The sequence below is a fragment of the Terrabacter sp. AAH1 genome (genome assembly GCF_054456855.1).
This window is the reverse complement of the sequence record NZ_JBTJJV010000001.1, coordinates 245,266-262,826: the sequence shown is the minus strand read 5'-3', so window position 1 is coordinate 262,826 and position 17,561 is coordinate 245,266. Positions and strand designations below refer to the sequence as shown.

General features: G+C 72.4%; 16 protein-coding genes. 14 read left to right on the top strand and 2 right to left on the bottom strand.

The features are described from left to right. Positions 1-24: 24 nt before the first annotated feature. Positions 25-360, bottom strand: a complete 336-nt coding sequence (locus ACXR8F_RS01215) for a metallopeptidase family protein (RefSeq protein ID WP_045193300.1) — start codon at positions 358-360, stop codon at positions 25-27. A 295-nt stretch (positions 361-655) separates the two neighbouring features. Here ACXR8F_RS01215 and ACXR8F_RS01210 point away from each other — a divergent pair, with 295 nt between their 5' ends. From ACXR8F_RS01210 to ahcY, 7 genes are all read left to right on the top strand, one after another. After that, entirely contained in the window at positions 656-1,048 is a 393-nt protein-coding gene (locus ACXR8F_RS01210; RefSeq protein WP_045193302.1) for a DUF3499 domain-containing protein, read from the top strand. Between the two features lie 8 nt (positions 1,049-1,056). Beyond that, positions 1,057-2,586 (top strand): phosphomannomutase/phosphoglucomutase, encoded by a 1,530-nt coding sequence (locus tag ACXR8F_RS01205; RefSeq protein WP_458798426.1) that lies wholly within the window; start codon positions 1,057-1,059, stop codon positions 2,584-2,586. Then, positions 2,583-2,789: a Trm112 family protein gene (locus ACXR8F_RS01200; protein WP_458798425.1), complete on the top strand. Its 207-nt coding sequence runs from the start codon at positions 2,583-2,585 to the stop codon at positions 2,787-2,789. Before ACXR8F_RS01205 ends, ACXR8F_RS01200 begins: the two co-directional genes overlap by 4 nt. A 14-nt stretch (positions 2,790-2,803) precedes the next feature. Further along, positions 2,804-3,943 carry an SIS domain-containing protein gene (locus ACXR8F_RS01195; protein WP_458798424.1) on the top strand — a complete coding sequence of 380 codons (1,140 nt, stop codon included), beginning with the start codon at positions 2,804-2,806 and terminating at the stop codon, positions 3,941-3,943. Between the two features lie 46 nt (positions 3,944-3,989). Then, positions 3,990-5,393, top strand: coding sequence for a mycothione reductase (locus ACXR8F_RS01190; protein ID WP_458798423.1), 1,404 nt, complete (start codon positions 3,990-3,992; stop codon positions 5,391-5,393). Positions 5,394-5,435: 42 nt separating this feature from the next. Next, entirely contained in the window at positions 5,436-6,380 is a 945-nt protein-coding gene (locus ACXR8F_RS01185; RefSeq protein WP_458798422.1) for a DUF808 domain-containing protein, read from the top strand. Positions 6,381-6,618: 238 nt separating this feature from the next. Next, positions 6,619-8,055 (top strand): adenosylhomocysteinase, encoded by a 1,437-nt coding sequence (gene ahcY / locus ACXR8F_RS01180; RefSeq protein ID WP_458798421.1) that lies wholly within the window; start codon positions 6,619-6,621, stop codon positions 8,053-8,055. Positions 8,056-8,158: 103 nt separating this feature from the next. Here the strand turns inward: ahcY and ACXR8F_RS01175 are convergent, their stop codons facing one another. After that, on the bottom strand, positions 8,159-9,664 hold the full coding sequence (locus ACXR8F_RS01175) for a hypothetical protein (RefSeq protein WP_458798420.1): 1,506 nt from the start codon (positions 9,662-9,664) through the stop codon (positions 8,159-8,161). Between the two features lie 158 nt (positions 9,665-9,822). On the opposite strand from ACXR8F_RS01175, the gene ACXR8F_RS01170 reads away from it, so the two are divergent. The 7 genes from ACXR8F_RS01170 to ACXR8F_RS01140 all read left to right on the top strand — a co-directional run bounded on the left by ACXR8F_RS01170 (position 9,823) and on the right by ACXR8F_RS01140 (position 17,552). Beyond that, the gene (locus tag ACXR8F_RS01170) at positions 9,823-10,362 is read left to right on the top strand and encodes a hypothetical protein (protein ID WP_458798419.1); all 540 of its coding nucleotides are present in this window, start codon (positions 9,823-9,825) and stop codon (positions 10,360-10,362) included. A 151-nt stretch (positions 10,363-10,513) separates the two neighbouring features. Continuing rightward, on the top strand, positions 10,514-11,191 hold the full coding sequence (mtrA, locus tag ACXR8F_RS01165) for an MtrAB system response regulator MtrA (protein ID WP_045188310.1): 678 nt from the start codon (positions 10,514-10,516) through the stop codon (positions 11,189-11,191). Between the two features lies 1 nt (position 11,192). After that, positions 11,193-12,905, top strand: a complete 1,713-nt coding sequence (gene mtrB, locus ACXR8F_RS01160; protein WP_458798418.1) for an MtrAB system histidine kinase MtrB — start codon at positions 11,193-11,195, stop codon at positions 12,903-12,905. Beyond that, complete coding sequence (locus tag ACXR8F_RS01155; RefSeq protein WP_458798417.1) at positions 12,902-14,692, top strand: GerMN domain-containing protein; 1,791 nt, start codon at positions 12,902-12,904, stop codon at positions 14,690-14,692. Before mtrB ends, ACXR8F_RS01155 begins: the two co-directional genes overlap by 4 nt. 156 nt (positions 14,693-14,848) lie before the next feature. Beyond that, positions 14,849-15,790 (top strand): ComF family protein, encoded by a 942-nt coding sequence (locus ACXR8F_RS01150; RefSeq protein WP_458798416.1) that lies wholly within the window; start codon positions 14,849-14,851, stop codon positions 15,788-15,790. A 283-nt stretch (positions 15,791-16,073) separates the two neighbouring features. Continuing rightward, positions 16,074-16,718 carry a ribosome hibernation-promoting factor, HPF/YfiA family gene (gene hpf, locus ACXR8F_RS01145; RefSeq protein ID WP_045188315.1) on the top strand — a complete coding sequence of 215 codons (645 nt, stop codon included), beginning with the start codon at positions 16,074-16,076 and terminating at the stop codon, positions 16,716-16,718. Positions 16,719-16,865: 147 nt separating this feature from the next. Then, entirely contained in the window at positions 16,866-17,552 is a 687-nt protein-coding gene (locus tag ACXR8F_RS01140; protein ID WP_045188317.1) for a response regulator, read from the top strand. The last annotated feature ends 9 nt before the right edge of the window (positions 17,553-17,561 follow it).

The window sequence follows — 17,561 nt, the reverse complement described above, 5'->3', positions numbered from 1 at the left end:
GACAGGTCGACCGGGCCGGTCGGCTCACTCGCCGAAGCCGGGGTCGAGCTCCTCGGGGGAGACCCCGAGGAGCCCCGCGACCTGCTCGGTGACGATGTCGGCGACGAGCGCTGCAACGTCGCGCCGGTCGGTCACCCGGGTCTCGACCGGGCGGCGGTAGACGACGATGCGGGCCGGGCGGGCGTTGGTCGCGGGGTAGAGCCGCCCCAGCGGCACCTCCCGGTGGTCCCAGGGCGCGGGACCCCGCGGGACGTCCTCGACCGCGAACTCCACGGCGGGGAAGGCGCGGCCGCACGTGGCCTCGAGGCGGGCCGCGGCATCGAGCACGAAGTCGTCGAACTCGTCGCGGCGCGAGGTCATGGCGGGAACCGGCGGCCAGGCCAGCGGGCCCCGGCGGCCCCGCCCGTGACGGTCACGTCGACGGCGTCGCGCTGGCGTGCGGGGCGAGACGGTGTCCACACCTCCACTCTAGATCGCGACCCGGGAGCGCGGTCGCACCGAACCGCCGGACCGGCGACCGCCCTCGACGACGGCGTTCCGGCGACCGGCGCCGTCGGTGCGGGAGTGCCGGCGGCCCGGGCCGCGGAGACCTCACGAGGCGGCGGACGGCGTGGTGTTTCGTCCTCGGCGCGGGCGCGGGCTAGAGTCCCGGATCGTGGGTCTGACACGTGGTTGCTCGAAGACGGGATGCGCTCGCCCGGCCGTCGCGACCCTGACCTACGCCTATGCCGACCGGGCCGTCGTCGTCGGTCCGCTCGCGACGTACGCCGAGCCGCACACGTACGACCTGTGCCTCGAGCACGCCGAGCGCATGACCGCGCCGCGGGGCTGGGAGGTCGTCCGCGTCGGTGGGGAGTTCCCCGAGCCCGCGCTGGCCGCCGACGACCTGCTCGCCCTGGCCGATGCCGTGCGCGAGGCCGGCCGCCCCCGCGCCCCACGCGGCAGCGACCCCCGCACCGCCTCCCGCGGCCAGGCCGACGCGGAGGCCGGTTCCGGCGCCGTCGAGTCGGGCCGTCGTGGACACCTGCGCATCCTCAAGGACTCCTGAGCACTAGGGTGTTCGGCGTGCCTCGCCTCGCAGACTTCGTCAAGGCCTACGACGTACGCGGAACCGTGCCCGACCAGCTCTCCCCGGCGGTCGCGCAGGCGCTGGGAGCCGCCTTCGCCGAGGTGGTGGCCGTTCCCGACGGGTCCGCCGGCATCGTCATCGGCCACGACATGCGCCCGAGCTCGCCCGAGCTCTCCGCGGCCTTCGCCGCCGGGGTGACCTCGCGCGGCGTCGACGTCACGATGATCGGCCTGTGCTCCACCGACGGCCTCTACTACGCGAGCGGTGCCCTCGACCTGCCCGGTGCGATGTTCACGGCGAGCCACAACCCGGCGCAGTACAACGGCATCAAGCTCTGCCGCTCGGCCGCCCGCCCGGTCGGGCAGGACTCCGGCCTGGCCGAGATCCGCGACCTCGCCCAGTGGATGCTCGACGGCGGCTCGGGCCTCGCCCAGCCCGTTGGCGGACCCGGCACGGTGACGACCCGCGACCTGCTCGGCGACTACGCCGCCTTCCTCCGTGGGCTCGTCGACCTCTCCGGCTCCCGCCCCCTCAAGGTCGTCGTCGACGCCGGCAACGGCATGGGCGGCCACACCGTGCCCGCGGTCCTCGGCACGGGCGCCGGGCTGCCCGCGCTGCCGCTCGAGGTCGTCCCGCTCTACTTCGAGCTCGACGGCACGTTCCCCAACCACGAGGCCAACCCGCTCGACCCGGCCAACCTCGTCGACCTGCAGGCCGCGGTGCGCGAGCACGGCGCCGACATCGGCCTCGCCTTCGACGGCGACGCCGACCGCTGCTTCGTCGTCGACGCCGACGGCGAGCCCGTGTCACCGAGCGCGGTCACGGGGCTCGTGGCCGTGCGCGAGATCGCCCGCGCCCGTGAGGGCGGCGACACCGACGTCGCGATCGTGCACAACGTCATCTCGAGCGCCGCAGTGCGTGAGGTCGTCCTCGAGGCCGACGCCACCCCGGTGCGCACTCGGGTCGGCCACTCCTTCATCAAGGCCGAGATGGCCCGCGCCGGAGCCGTCTTCGGCGGCGAGCACTCCGCCCACTACTACTTCCGCGACTTCTGGTTCGCCGACACCGGCATGCTCGCCGCGCTGCACGTGCTGTCGGCCCTTGGCGAGCAGGAGCGCCCGCTGTCCGAGCTCTGCGCCGCCTACGAGCGCTACGTCGCGTCGGGCGAGATCAACTCGACCGTCACCGACCAGGCCGCCGTCGTCGAGCAGGTGCGCGCCTGGGCCAAGGTGCGTGGCGCCGGCACCGACGAGCTCGACGGCCTGACGGTGACCAGCCCCGAGGGCCAGTCACCGACCTGGTGGTTCAACGTGCGCGCCTCCAACACCGAGCCGCTGCTGCGCCTCAACGTCGAGGCTGCCGACCGTGAGACGATGCAGGACGTGCGCGACGAGCTGCTCGCCCTGATCCGCTCGGACGCCACCGCCGCCACAGACGACCGGAGCGGGTCCACCACCGGCTCCACCACCAGCTCCACCACCAGCTCCACCACTCAGGACGCAGGAGACGCTTCGTGACCCAGAGCCACCAGACCATCGAGCCGTGGCTGCGCGGGATCATCCGCTGCCCGCAGTGCAAGGGCGAGGTCGCCGACGTGGCGGCCGCACCCGGCGGCGCCGAGCTCGTCGAGCTGCGCTGCGACACCTGCCACCTCGCCTACCCCGTCGAGGGTGGCGTCCCGGTCCTGCTCGTCGACCTCGCCCGCCGCACCGACGGCTGAGTTCCGTGGGCGCCGTGTTCGACGAAGCCCGCCTCGACGACGACGGTGCGCTGAGCGCCCTCGACCGCAGCGAGTCGCTGCGCGCGCTCGCCGGGTCCGGCGCCCAGGTGCGCCGCACCATGGCCGCGGCCGGTGAGGCCGGCCTCGACCGGCTGCGTGACATCGAGCCGCGGGGCGTCGTGGTGGCGGCTGCCGGTGGATCGGTCGCCGTCGCCGACCTCTTCGAGGCCGTCTCTCACGGGGCTGCCGCGCTGCCCGTCCAGAGCTGCTCGTCGGGGTCGCTGCCCGGCTGGGTCGGCGCGCTCGACGTCGTCATCGCCGTGTCGCAGTCCGGCCGAGCCGCCGGCACGCTCGCCCTCGCCGCCGAGGCCGCACGTCGCGGGGCCTTCCTCGTCACCGTGGGCGCCGACGAGTCGCCGCTCGCCGACGTCACCGCTCGCGCCCACGGCGTCCACGTGCCGATCCCCGTCGTCGGCTCCTCGTCGCGCACGTCGATGTGGGCCCAGGCCACGCCGGCGCTGCTCGCGGCCGACGCCATGGGCATCGCCTCCTGCACGCCCGAGACCCTCACCGAGCTCGCCGACGTGCTCGACCGCGTCGCGACCGACGCGCGCCCCGGGTCCGAGTCCTTCGTCAACCCGGCGAAGGTGCTGGCGACCGAGCTCGCCGAGTCGACCCCCATCGTGCTGGGTGAGGGCCCGTTCGGCGACGTCACGGCCCGCCGGGCCGCGTCCATGTTCGGCCGCACCGGCCGCGTCCCGGTCGCCCACGGCTGCCTGCCCGACGCGGCGAGCCAGATCGTCGCCTGCTTCGACGGCCCGCTCGCGCCCGGGCAGTCCGGGGGCGGCGGCACGGACGACATCTTCGCCGACCCGTTCCTCGACGGTCCGACCCGGCCGCCGCTGCGGCTCATCATGCTGCGCGACACGTCCGGCGGCGAGGGCCCGCGCCTCGCTGACACCGTGGTGTCCGTGGCCGAGGACGCCGGCGTACGCGTGTCGCTGCTCGACGCCGACGCACCCGACCCGCTGCTGCGGCTCGCGCACCACGTGGCGCTCACCGACTTCGCCGCCACCTACCTCGCGCTCGGCTTCGGGTTCGACCCAGCCACGTCCCCGCACGTACGCCTGTTGCGCGGTGCCCGAGGCACCTGACCGACCGCGCGCAGCCCGGGATGTGTGCGGAACGTATCCTGCCCCGGTGACCCAGCACTTCGACCTGGCCATCATCGGCAGTGGCTCCGGCAACTCGCTCGTGACGCCCGACTTCGACGGCAAGCGGGTGGCCGTCATCGAGGGCGGCACCTTCGGCGGCACCTGCCTCAACGTCGGCTGCATCCCGACGAAGATGTTCGTCTACGCCGCCGACGTCGCGACCACGGTGCGCGAGGCCGGCCGCTACGGCGTGGACGCGACGTTCGAGGGAGTGCGCTGGGCCGACGTGCGCGACCGGGTCTTCGGGCGCATCGACCCCATCTCCGACGGTGGGCGCCGCTACCGACAGGAGGGGCCGAACACGACGGCGTTCCTCGGACGCGCGACCTTCACCGGCGACCGCACCCTCGCGGTCGAGCTGCACGGCGGCGGCCGCGAGACGGTCATCGCCGACCAGGTCGTCGTCGCCGCAGGGGCCCACCCCGTGCTGCCCGACGTCGTCACCCGGTCGTGCCTCGAGCTGGGCGTCGAGGTCCACACCTCCGACACGATCATGCGCATCGGCGACCTGCCGAGGCGGCTGGCGATCATCGGCGGCGGGTTCATCGCCGTCGAGATGGCGCACGTCTTCGCCTCGTTCGGCGTGCGCGTGACCATCGTGGCGCGTGGCTCGCAGCTGCTGCGGCACCTCGACACCGACATCTCGCAGCGCTTCACCGACCTCGCCCGAGAGCAGTGGGACGTGCGCACCAGCAGCAACGTCACCGCACTCGAACGTGGCGACGGGGGAGCGGGCGTCCGGCTTCACCTCGACAGCACCGCGGTCGTCGACGCCGACCTGGTGCTCGTCGCCACCGGACGCCGCCCCAACACCGGGGCCCTCGGCGCCGAGGCCGGCGGGCTCACCGTGCTCAACGACGGACGCCTCGAGGTCGATGCGTACGGGCGCACGGGCGCGCCCGGGGTGTGGGCGCTCGGCGACGTCAGCTCGCCCTTCCAGCTGAAGCACGTCGCCAACGCCGAGGCCCGGGTGATCGCGCACAACCTCGTCCACCCCGACGACCTGAGGCGGCTGCCGCACGACCACGTGCCCTCCGGCATCTTCAGCCACCCCCAGATCGCCACGGTCGGCCTCACCGAGCAGGAGTGCGTCGAGCAGGGCCGCCACCACGTCACGTACGTGCAGGCGTACGGCGACACGGCATACGGCTGGGCGATGGAGGACCGGTCCAGCGTGTGCAAGCTCGTCGCGGACCCGACCACCGGCCGTCTCCTCGGCGCCCACCTGATGGGACCACAGGCCACCTCGCTCATCCAGCCGCTCGTGCAGGCGCTCGCGCTCGACACCCCCGTGGCCGAGCTGGCCCGCGGCCAGTACTGGATCCACCCGGCGCTGGCCGAGGTCGTCGAGAACGCCCTGCTCGGCCTGCGGCTCGAGCCGAGCGCCTGAGCGCGTTCCCAGCCGTTTCCCAGACGCCCCTAGGATGACGCCATGGCAGGCGGACTCGTAGCCCTTCTCGACGACATCGCGGCACTCGTGAAGCTCGCGGCGGCGTCGGTCGACGACGTGGGGGCCGCCGCCGCGAAGGCCAGCGTCAAGGCCACGGGCGTCGTCGTCGACGACACCGCGGTCACCCCACGCTACGTCCAGGGGCTGGCGCCCGAGCGCGAGCTGCCGATCATCAAGAAGATCGCGCTCGGCTCGCTGCGCAACAAGCTGCTCATCATCCTGCCGGTCATCATGCTGCTCAGCCAGTTCCTGCCCTGGCTGCTGACGCCGGTCCTCATGGTCGGCGGCGCCTACCTCGCCTACGAGGGGGCCGAGAAGGTCTGGGAGCTGCTCTCGGGGCACCACGAGGAGCAGGACGCCGCCGAGGGCGAGGTCGACGAGGGTTCGGTCGTCGCGGGAGCGATCCGCACCGACTTCATCCTGTCGGCCGAGATCATGGTCATCGCGCTCAACGAGGTCGAGACCGAGCCGTTCGTCTCGCGCCTCATCATCCTCGTCATCGTGGCGCTGCTCATCACCGCGCTCGTCTACGGAGTCGTGGGTCTCATCGTCAAGATGGACGACGTCGGGCTCAAGCTCGCCGGGCGCGAGTCCGGCGCGTCGCAGCGCATCGGCCGCGGGCTCGTCAAGGGCATGCCGAGGCTGCTCTCGATCCTGTCGACCGTCGGCATCGCGGCCATGCTCTGGGTCGGCGGGCACATCCTCCTCGTCGGCGTCGACGAGCTCGGCTGGCACCCGCTCTACGACTTCGTGCACCACCTCGAGGAGGGCGTCGCCGGGGTCGCCGGTGTCGGCGGCATCCTCGCCTGGCTGGTCAACACGCTGGCCTCCGCGCTGATCGGCCTCGTCGTGGGCGCGGTCGTCGTCGCGGTGCTGCACGTGCTGCCGCGCCGCAAGAAGGCCGACGAGACCGCCTCGGCCCACTGACGCGCCGGCTCTCGAGCCGGCGACACCGCCACGACTCCGCCACGACTCCGCCACGACTCCGCCGGGGCGGAGCAGGCGCGGTGTCGCGGGTGGTGGCCGCGAACGCTCGACACGGCATTCGGGCCGACGCGGCGTCGCCGCTAGACTCGGGGACTGCCGGCGTGGGTGATGACCCGCCAGATGAGCCCAGAGGGGCGCGCCGGGTCTGCACACCGACCATCAAAGGAAGCGATCACTCATGTCCTTCGACTACAAGGTTGCCGACCTGGGCCTCGCCGAGGCCGGCCGACACCAGCTCCGTCTCGCCGAGCACGAGATGCCCGGCCTCATGGCCATCCGTGAGGAGTACGCCGCCGCCCAGCCCCTCAAGGGCGCGCGCATCGCCGGTTCCCTCCACATGACCGTCCAGACCGCGGTCCTCATCGAGACGCTCACCGCGCTCGGCGCCGAGGTCCGCTGGGCCTCCTGCAACATCTACTCGACGCAGGACGAGGCCGCTGCGGCCGTCGTCGTCGGCCCCAACGGCTCGGCCGACGAACTGCAGGGCGTCCCCGTCTTCGCCTGGAAGGGCGAGACGCTCCCCGAGTACTGGTGGTGCACCGACCAGATCCTCACCTGGCCCGGCGGCGAGGGCCCGAACATGATCCTCGACGACGGCGGCGACGCCACGATGCTCGTCCACAAGGGTCTCGAGTGGGAGAAGGCCGGCCAGGTGCCCGCCACCACCGAGGAGGACTCCGAGGAGTTCGGCGTCTTCAAGGAGCTCGTGCGCCAGACGATGGCCTCCGACCCGCAGAAGTGGACGAAGGTCGCCGCCGGCATCAAGGGCGTCACCGAGGAGACCACCACCGGTGTCCACCGCCTCTACCAGCTGGCCGAGTCCGGCGACCTGCTCTTCCCGGCCATCAACGTCAACGACGCGGTGACCAAGAGCAAGTTCGACAACACCTACGGCTGCCGCCACTCGCTCATCGACGGCCTCAACCGCGCCACCGACGTGCTCATCGGCGGCAAGGTCGCTGTCGTCGCCGGCTACGGCGACGTGGGCAAGGGCTGCGCCGAGTCGCTGCGCGGCCAGGGCGCCCGCGTCATCGTCACCGAGATCGACCCCATCTGCGCGCTGCAGGCCGCGATGGAGGGCTTCCAGGTCGCCCGCATGGAGGACGTCGTCGACTCCGCCGACATCTTCATCACGACGACCGGCTGCTACGACGTCATCACGGCCGACCACATGACGAAGATGAAGAACAAGGCGATCGTGGCCAACATCGGCCACTTCGACAACGAGATCGACATGGCCGGCCTCGCCCGCGTGCCCGGCGTCACGAAGACGCAGATCAAGCCGCAGGTCCACGAGTGGACCTTCGAGGGCGGCAGCTCGATCATCGTGCTGTCCGAGGGCCGCCTGATGAACCTCGGCAACGCCACCGGCCACCCGAGCTTCGTCATGAGCAACTCGTTCTCGAACCAGACGATCGCCCAGATCGAGCTCTTCACGAAGACCGGCGAGTACGACAAGCAGGTCTACACGCTGCCGAAGCACCTCGACGAGAAGGTCGCCCGCCTGCACCTCGACGCCCTCGGCGTCCAGCTCACCGAGCTGACGAAGGGCCAGGCCGAGTACCTCGGCGTCGACGTCGCCGGCCCGTACAAGCCGGAGCACTACCGCTACTGACGGTCCGCCCCGGGCCCACGGGCCCAGCCGACCGATGACGTATGCCGCCCACCTCGCGAGGTGGGCGGCATACGTGCTCTCGGCGCCGACTGCCGTGCGGCTGTCAGCTCGAGGGCGCCTCGAGCAGCAGGTAGGTCGAGCCGCGCGCAGCCACGGTCCAGGAGGCCTGGCGCACGAGCGCCTCGGCGACGGGCAGGTCCTCGGGCACGAGGGCCCACCGGCAGCCGGTCTCGTCGAGGTAGTCGTCCCAGCCGGTCGCGGCGCTCTGGAAGGTCATGTACGACTCGACGTGCGGGACGGCGTAGATCTCCGTGCGGCCGTCGATGGCAGGGCGCACGTTGGGGTGCTTCCAGATGAGCCAGCCACCGCTGCCGTAGTCGTTGCAGAGTACGGTGCCCGCGGGCAGGGCCGCGATCTGCCGGTCGAGGTCGTTGGGCCCCCAGTCGGGCTGGGCCCCCCGGGCCGGCGCCAGCAGGCCGGCGACGGCGAGCGCGGCCGTCGTGAGGCCCAGGGTCAGCACCACCTCGCGCCTGGCGAGGGGCTCTCGAGGAAGCCGCACGACCCGCGCGAGCGCCATGGCGGCCATCGGCGCGATGATCGCGGCTCCCACGGCGATCGTGCGGACGTAGAGCAGGGAGAAGCCGATGGCCAGGCCGACGAGCAGGATCTCGGTCCACGGGGTGCGTCGACGCTCCCTGGACCAGATGAGAAGGGTCAGGGCCGCCAGGACGAGCAGGGCCACGAAGGCGACGTCGGTCAGTGAGGGGGCCCGCCACTCGGTGACGAACTTCGCGTACTCCCGCACCGAGAACGGCGCCACGAGCAGCTCGGGGCCGACGGGCGTCAGGGCGGCGGCGGCGAGCGAGCCCAGAGGCACGAGGAGGAGGCGCAGCCAGGCGCGGCCGCGGACCGTCCCGTCGAGGAGGAAGCCGACGAGGGCGACGACGCCGATCGCGACACCGACGAACCACATGCCATGGCTGCACGCCCAGACCCAGGTGAGCGGGACGAGCCACCAGCGGGGCCGCAGGTCGCGGCGCGTCGCGAGCCACGCGCCGGTGGTCACCGCGGCGAGGGCGAACGAGACCAGGTGCGGACGCAGCGACAGGCTGCCGCTCAGCGCCACCGTGGCGACGACGAGCACGATGGCCGCGACGAGCAGCGGGGCCTGGCGGCGGACGACGACCCAGAAGCACAGGACGACCGCCGCGGCGCCTGCCGGGAGCAGCCACGAGACCCCGGCGAGACCGAAGGCCTGTTGCACGAGGCTCATGAGCAGCTCGGGGAGCCATTCGTGCAGCCGCCAGGGCTGCGTCGACATCGTGCTCCACGGGTCGGGGCCGCTGAACGACCACGTCTCGCGCAGCCGGTCGCCGGCCGCGATGTGCCAGAACGTGTCGGGGTCGTCGACGGGCCGGACCACGCGAAGGACGGTGAAGAGCACGACGAGTCCCGGCAGCACCTGCCGCAGCAGCAGCGGCAGCACCGACCGGCGGGCGGCAGCCGTGCCCGCGGCCCCGCCGTCGGTGGGCTGGGCCGGGTTCGCGTCGACCTCGCCGTCGGTCGACGCGACGGTCGACGCGACGGTCGACGCGGCGAGTTCCCTCATGTCGCTCGTCACCGCCCGATCATCCCCGTTCGTACGCGTGTCCGGGGCGTTTTGGGTGGATTGGCGGGCTCTTGCGGCGGCCTCCACGGCGGGCCGACCGCGCTCGCCCGTGGGAGGATTGCCGGACTCACCGACCACCTGGATCTCAGGAACCCTCCATGAACAAGCTCCTCCCCGGTGCGCTCGCACTGGCGCTGTCCGTCACGCTCGTCGGCTGCTCGAAGTCGGCCAACCAGGGAGCGGCCACCCCGTCCGCTCCGGCCGGCTCGTCGTCGAGCGTGACCACCCCTACCGACTCCATGTCGACGGGCACCGCTGACGACTCCGGCACCGCGACCGCCTCTGCGACCCGCGTCCCGATCGACCAGTCGACCCCCGAGGCTGCGATGACGTCGTGGCTCGGCTCCATGGTCGCCGGCGACGGCAACTCCGTGTGCTCGCTCATGGCGGCGAGCGGCAAGGCGATCACGAGCATCCCCGGCGCGGCGGCCGCGTGCGGCAAGTCGATCACGCCGATGCTCGACCAGATCAAGGAGCTGGGCGCGGCCTTCCAGGGGCTGCAGATCAACGGCGCCACCGTCAGCGGCAACACCGCAACGTTCGAGAGCGTCACGACCGAGCCGGCGCTGGCGGCTGATGTCGTCGCCAGCTTCAAGGCGGTCAAGATCGCCGGGAAGTGGTACATCACGCAGGGCTGAACCCGAGCCCCGACCGGGTACGCCGGCGGGCGTGCGTGCAGGCCGGCGCGCGCGCCCGGCTCCGGCGTGCACCGGCCCGCTGACCTGCGTGTGTGATGATTTGGTCAGGACATACGGGGCCGTGGTCCGCGGACCCGGGAAGGAGTGTGTCGTGAAGGGTCGGGTTCTGGTCGTCGACGACGACCTCGCGCTCGCCGAGATGCTGGGGATCGTGCTGCGCAACGAGGGGCTCGAGGTCACGCACGTGGCCGACGGCTCCGAGGCCGTCGGCGCGTTCCGCGACTCGCGGCCCGACCTCGTGCTCCTCGACGTCATGCTGCCGGGGCTCGACGGCATGGAGGTGTGCCGACGCATCCGTGCCGAGAGCGGCGTGCCGATCGTCATGCTCACGGCTCGCACCGACACCGTCGACGTCGTCGTCGGTCTGGAGTCCGGAGCCGACGACTACGTGGTCAAGCCGTTCAAGCCGCAGGAGCTCATCGCGCGGGTGCGCGCCCGGCTGCGCCGTGGCGACGAGCCGGCCCCCGAGAAGCTCGCGATCGGCGACCTCGAGATCGACGTCGCCGGCCACTCGGTCAAGCGCGACGGCCAGGCGCTGTCGCTGACGCCCCTCGAGTTCGACCTGCTCGTCGCCCTCGCCCGCAAGCCCTGGCAGGTCTTCACCCGCGAGGTGCTGCTCGAGCAGGTGTGGGGCTACCGCCACGCCGGCGACACGCGCCTCGTCAACGTCCACGTCCAGCGGCTGCGCTCGAAGATCGAGCACGACCCCGAGCGGCCCGAGATCGTGGTGACCGTCCGTGGCGTGGGGTACAAGGCCGGTCCCTCCTGAGATGAGCGAGCGCGCGGCCACCAGCGGACTCGGGGGCCTGGCCTCGCGGGCCGGATCGACGCTGCGTGGCTGGTGGCAGCGCGTGCTGCACCTGTGGCGGGCGTCCCTCGGCTTCCGCGTCGTCGTCGTGACGATGCTGCTGGGCATCCTCGTCCTCACTGCGGTGGGCACCTACCTCTACGGATCCATCGCGCAGAACCTCGTCGACAGCAGGCAGCGCATCGCGGCCGAGGACAGCCTGCGTGACGCGCAGGACGCGCAGGACAAGTTCGACTCCACCGACCAGACCGACACCGAGGCGAAGCTGACGCAGTTCGCCACCACGCTGGTCAACTCGTACCGTCGCGACGCCGGCAACGAGACCCGCTACGTCGTGCTGACGCGCTCCGACGACAACACCTCACCGTTCACCGTCCGCTCCATCGAGAGCGGCAGCGTCGGCCTGCGCTACATCCCCGACGAGCTGCGCCGCCAGGTGGCGACCCAGACCGACCGCCAGCACCTGCAGGTCGCGACCATCGACGAGGGCAACGACAGCATCTCGGCCGTCATCGTCGGACAGACGGTCGTGCTGCCCGTCGCCGGCAACTACGGGCTGTACTTCATCTACCCGATGGACCGCGAGCGCGAGATCATTCGTTCGATCGGCAACACCTTCCTCGTGGGCGGCTTCGCGCTCATCGTCCTCATCGGTGCCATCGCCTTCGTCGTCACCCGCCTCGTGGCCGACCCGGTCCGGCGCGCGGCCGCCGTCGCCGAGCGGTTCGCCGAGGGCAACCTCAACGAGCGCATGCGGGCGAAGGGGGAGGACGACCTCGCGCGTCTCGGCAACTCGTTCAACGGGATGGCCGCCTCGATCCAGCAGCAGATCGCGCAGCTCGAGAACCTCTCGCGCGTGCAGCAGCGCTTCGTCTCCGACGTCTCCCACGAGCTGCGTACGCCGCTCACGACCATTCGGATGGCCGGTGACCTCATCCACGACTCCCGGGGCGACTTCGAGCCCACGGTGGCGCGCTCGGCCGAGCTGCTGCGCGGTGAGCTCGACCGGTTCGAGTCGCTGCTGAGCGACCTGCTCGAGATCTCCCGCTTCGATGCCGGCGCCGCCGTGCTGGAGGTGGAGGCGGGCGACCTGCGGGCCTGCGTCGAGCGGGCCGTCGACGCCCACCGCACCCTCGCCGCCCGCAAGGGCACCCGGCTCGTCGTCAACACGCCGGCGGCGCCGGTCGTGGCCGACATGGACTCGCGCCGCATCGAGCGCATCCTGCGCAACCTCGTCTCCAACGCCATCGAGCACGGGGAGGGCAAGCCGGTCGAGGTGACCATCGGCTACAACGACTCCGCCGTCGCGGTCACCGTCCGCGACCACGGCGTCGGCCTGCGCCCCGGCGAGGCGGCGCTGGTCTTCACCCGGTTCTGGCGCGCCGACCCTGCACGAGCGCGCACGACGGGTGGCACCGGTCTCGGTCTCGCCATCGCCCTGGAGGACGCCCGTCTGCACGCCGGCCGTCTCGAGGCGTGGGGTGCACGGGGCGAGGGCTCCTGCTTCCGGCTGACCCTCCCGCGCAAGGCCGAGGCGACGATCACGAGCTCGCCCCTGCCGCTGAGCCCGCTCGCGGCCGAGGCCGCTCGTGCGGCCAAGGCGGCTGCCTCCGCCGGCGGCGCCGACGACGACACGCTGCGGCTGCGGCGCATCACGGTGGAGCGCTCCCCGTGAGACGGCGCGCGCTCGTCGCCCTGCTCGTGGCGGTCGCCACCCTCCTCGCGGGGTGCGGCGGCCTGCCGACCACGGGCCCCGTGGTCGAGGGCCGGGTGCTCGGCGACGCCGTCAACGAGCCGGTGCGTGTCGTCGCGGTCGGTCCGGCCGACGGTGCCAGCCAGGAAGCCGTGGTGCGGGGCTTCCTCCGGGCAGGTGAGGACGCCGACGAGACGCACGCCACCGGCAAGAGCTTCCTCGCCCCCCAGTCGGTCGACCTGTGGCGCTGGTCCAGCGCCGACGTCGTCGTCTACGACGGGGACCTCTCGTTCCGGCGGGTCGACGAGGACTCCGTCGAGGTCACCGCCGACGTGCTGGCCAGGGTGAGCCCCGACGGGCGCTACGTCGAGCAGCCGCCGGGCGAGCGTGCGCGGCTCCTGCTCGGCATGGCGAGGGTCGGTGGCGAGTGGCGGATCGAGCTGCCCACCGGCGGGTTCGGCCTGTGGCTCGACAACGACCAGTTCAACCGCGTGTTCGCCAACCGGTTCATCTACTACGTCAGTCCGACGGGGCGCGACCTCGTGCCCGACTCTCGCTGGTTCCCCAACGGGTCTCGTCTCGCGACGACCCTGGCGCGAGCCCAGCTGAGCGACGTGCCGACGCACCTGCTGGGGGCCGTCACGACCGGGGTGCCCCGCGGCACGACCCTCGCCGTCAACGCGGTCCCGGTCTCGAACAGCCGCGCCCAGGTGAACCTGAGCAGCCAGGCCCTCTCGGCCGACCCAGCCGGTCGCGCCGCGATGTGGGCCCAGCTGACCAAGACCCTCAGCCAGGTCGCGTCGGTGGGGTCGGTGTCCCTCTCCGTCGACAACACGCCGCTCGAGCTCCCCGGCGGCGTCACGTCCGTGGGGTCGGCGGCCGACCTCGGCTACGACGTCGTGTCCACGCCGGCGCTCGACACCGCGCTGCTGCGGCGGGGCGACACCATCCGACGCATCGACCCGCGCGTGCCCGACACCCCGGCCGTCAAGCGTCCGGACCTCAAACCGAAGGACATCGACGTCGGGCGCATCCCCGACACGTGGCGCGACCTGGCCCTGTCGGCCGACGGCAAGCAGGTCGCCGCGGTGTCGGGCAACCGGAACGACCTGTCGATCTGGCGGGCAACCGACCCCACCAGGGCGGTGCCGCCCTTCGCGACGTCCTTGGTCCGCCCGGTCTACGACGCGGGGGGCTACCTCTGGGTCGCCGGGGTGGACGAGTCGGGCGCCTACCGCATCTTCGCGCTCGACGCCGTGTCGAGCGACCCGAAGGCTGCGCCCAGGGCCGTTGCCACGCCGTGGCTCAAGGACCGCAGGGTCAAGCGGCTGTCCATGTCGGCAGACGGGACGCGGCTGCTGGTCATCACGACCGACCGCAACGGCATCGACGAGCAGGTGGGCCTGAGCGGCGTCGTCAGGGCGTCGAACGGCGAACCCAAGTCCGTGACCGCGCCGCTGCGCCAGGCCCAGTCCCTGACCCGCATCCAGGACGTCACCTGGCTCGACCCGACGAGCTACGCGCTGCTCGGGCAGGTGGCGCCGAACGACCCGATGCGACCGTGGCTCGCCACGATCGGGTCCGGCGTGGACGGCGCGCGGCGCGAGGCGGGGCGCCTCAACGCGGTGCCCGGTGCCGTGACCATCACGTCGGTCGGCGGGCCTCGCGGCATCCTCATCGTCACGAGCGACAACCGGGTGCTGGCCCGGGCAGGGTCGAACTGGCCGCCCATCGAGCGGGGGAGCGACGTCCTGGTGCCCGGCGGCTGAGGCGGCCACCGTGGCCGCATCCACCGCGCCGGGATCCTCCTCCACATCCCCTCTGTCGGTCGAGCCCTTGTCCCCAAGGGCCGGTGGCGGGGTCGATGCCCACCGACGGATCCGCTTGGCTGGTCGCGAGAGACGTGGCGAGCGGAGGGGGACCGGATGGGTGCCGGCAGGTCGGTGGGCTGGACGCGCCGGACCCGCGAGCTCGTCGAGCGGCGGGCCCGCACGCTGAGAGCGAGCGAGCTGCTCGACCTGGTGCTCCCGCGCGAGTGCGGCGGCTGCCTCCGCCCCGGCGACGAGTGGTGCGCGCGGTGCTCCCGAGCCCTGGCGGCGCTCGCCTTCGCCGAGCCCGCGGCCGGTGCGGGGCCACCACGGGTCCGTACGCGTCCGGCTGCGGACGAGCGGCTGCGCGCCCACGGCGGACGGCCGGCCGGGGTGGGACCGCCCGCGCCGGATGACGAGCGACCGGGACGGGGCGGAGGCGCCCCGTGGGTGGTGCCGCACCGCGCGCCGGCCGGGATGCCCCCGGTGCATGCCTGGGGCATCTACGCCGACCCGCTCCGGGCCGTCGTCTCGGCGTGGAAGGACGGGGGCCGACGCGACCTCGTCAGAGTCCTCGTGCCGCTGCTGGCGGCGTCGATCGTGGGTGCGCTCGACGGACTGGGCTGGGATGACGGCGAGGTGCTCGTCGTGCCGGCGCCGTCGTCGCGGCACGCCGAACGGCAGCGCGGCGACACGCCGATGGTGGGCCTCTGTCAGGCGGCGGCCGGGATCGTCGGACGTGCCCGCCCGACCGGGGTCCCCTGCGCCGAACGCGCCGGCCCGGCCCTGGTCATCCGGGTGGCCCCCGCGCTCGTGCACGTGCGTCGCGTCGAGGACCAGTCGGGACTCGGCACGGCCGCTCGGCGGGGCAACCTGAAGGGTGCGCTGACGGTGAAACCCCTGTGGTACAACGTCGTTCGTGGCCGAAGGTGTCTCCTCGTCGACGACGTCGTGACGACCGGGGCCACCCTCGCGGAGGCCGCACGGGCCCTGAGAGCGGTCGGCGCCGGACCTGTCGTGGGCGCCACGATCGCCGCCACCCAGCGCACCCGCGGCTGACTCCCGGGTGCCGCTGGCGGGGCTCTCGAGCGCCCGCCGAGCGAGCGGAATGTGATGTTCCAGCAGGTTGCGTCGGATGCCTTCCCAGTGGACGCGAGGCCCAAGTAGTGTCGGGTCATGGACCCCCGTCCCACTGCGAGCGGCCTTCCGGTGGACTCCGCGGGACGTGATCGACCGGAAGAGGTGGTGCCGCGTTGACCGCGGGCCTGTCCTAGGTGACCAGAGGCCCGGACCACTCTCACTGCCGCCGCACGAAGAAGACGTGCGCGATCAAGGAGGAACTGTGGAGATCGTCGTCACTGGACGCCACGTCCAGATCCCCGACCGATTCCGTGAGCAGCTCGACGAGCGACTGGCCAAGGTCCAGGCGCTCGCCCCCAAGGTGCACCGTGTCGACGTCGTCGTCACCCACGAGCGAGTTGCCCGCGGGTCCGAGAAGGTCGAGATCACCTGCCACGCAAAGGGACCCGTGATCAGGGCGGAGGCTTGTCTCGACGACAAGTACGCCGCTCTCGACGCGGCTGTGGACAAGCTCATGGAACGCCTGAGGCGGGTGCACGACAAGCGGCGGGTCAGCCGCGGACGACGGATCCCCGAGTCGGTCGCACAGGCGACCGCCCGCATCGACGCGTCCGCCAACGGCACGCGTCCGGTCGAGGCCGACACCGCAGCCGGAGAAGGCGGTGTCGACGACCTCGAGCGCTTCGGAGCCCTGGGCAACTCACCGATCGAGGTGCGCGAGAAGATCCACACCGCGGCCCCGATGTCGCTCGAGGACGCCGTGAACCAGATGGAGCTCGTGGGTCACGACTTCTTCCTCTTCCACGACGCCGACACCGACCGCCCGAGCGTGGTCTACCGGCGGCGCGGATGGAGCTACGGCGTGCTGCACCTCGAGACCGACGTCGACGTCGCAGCGACGGGCTGACACCGTCGTCCGCAGACACCCCACGTCGAGGCGCCCTCCGCTGCGGAGGGTGCCTCGACGCCTCTTCCGACCGCGTTCGCGCCGACACGGATCCTCGTCGTGCGCCTCACCGGGCACGGTGTCGGCAGTCTTTGACAAACTAGGCGCGTGAACCCCCCGCCAGACGTCATCCGCGTCCTCATCGTCGACGACCACGCGCTCTACCGTCGGGGGCTGCAGACCGTCCTCGCCACCGAGGACGGCATCGAGATCGTCGGCGAGGCCGCTGACGGGGTCGAGGCGGTCGACCAGGCGGAGGAGAAGCTGCCCGACGTCATCGTCATGGACGTCGGCATGCCCAAGCGCGGTGGCATCGACGCCTGCCGCGTCATCAAGCAGCGGGTCCCGTCGGCCCGCATCCTCATGCTCACCAGCTCGGACGACGAGGCCAACCTCTTCGAGGCGGTCCGGGCCGGCGCCAACGGCTACCTGCTCAAGGACGTCCCTCCCGAGGAGGTCGCGGCCGGCATACGCGGTGTCTTCCACGGCCAGTCGCTCCTGTCGCCGTTGATGGCCTCCAAGCTGCTCCTCGAGTTCGCGCAGATCAGCCAGCGCGAGACCGTGCCCGCGCCCACCCCCGGGCTCGAGCTGCCGCGGCTGACCGAGCGCGAGCTGGAGATCCTCAGGCTCGTCGCGCGCGGCAGGCTCAACCGCGAGATCGCCACCGAGCTGTTCATCTCCGAGAACACGGTGCGCAACCACATCCGCAACATCCTCGACAAGCTCCAGATGCACTCGCGCATGGAGGCGGCCATGTATGCCGTCCGCCAGCGCCTCATCGACCCCGAGGAGTGAGCGCCGGGT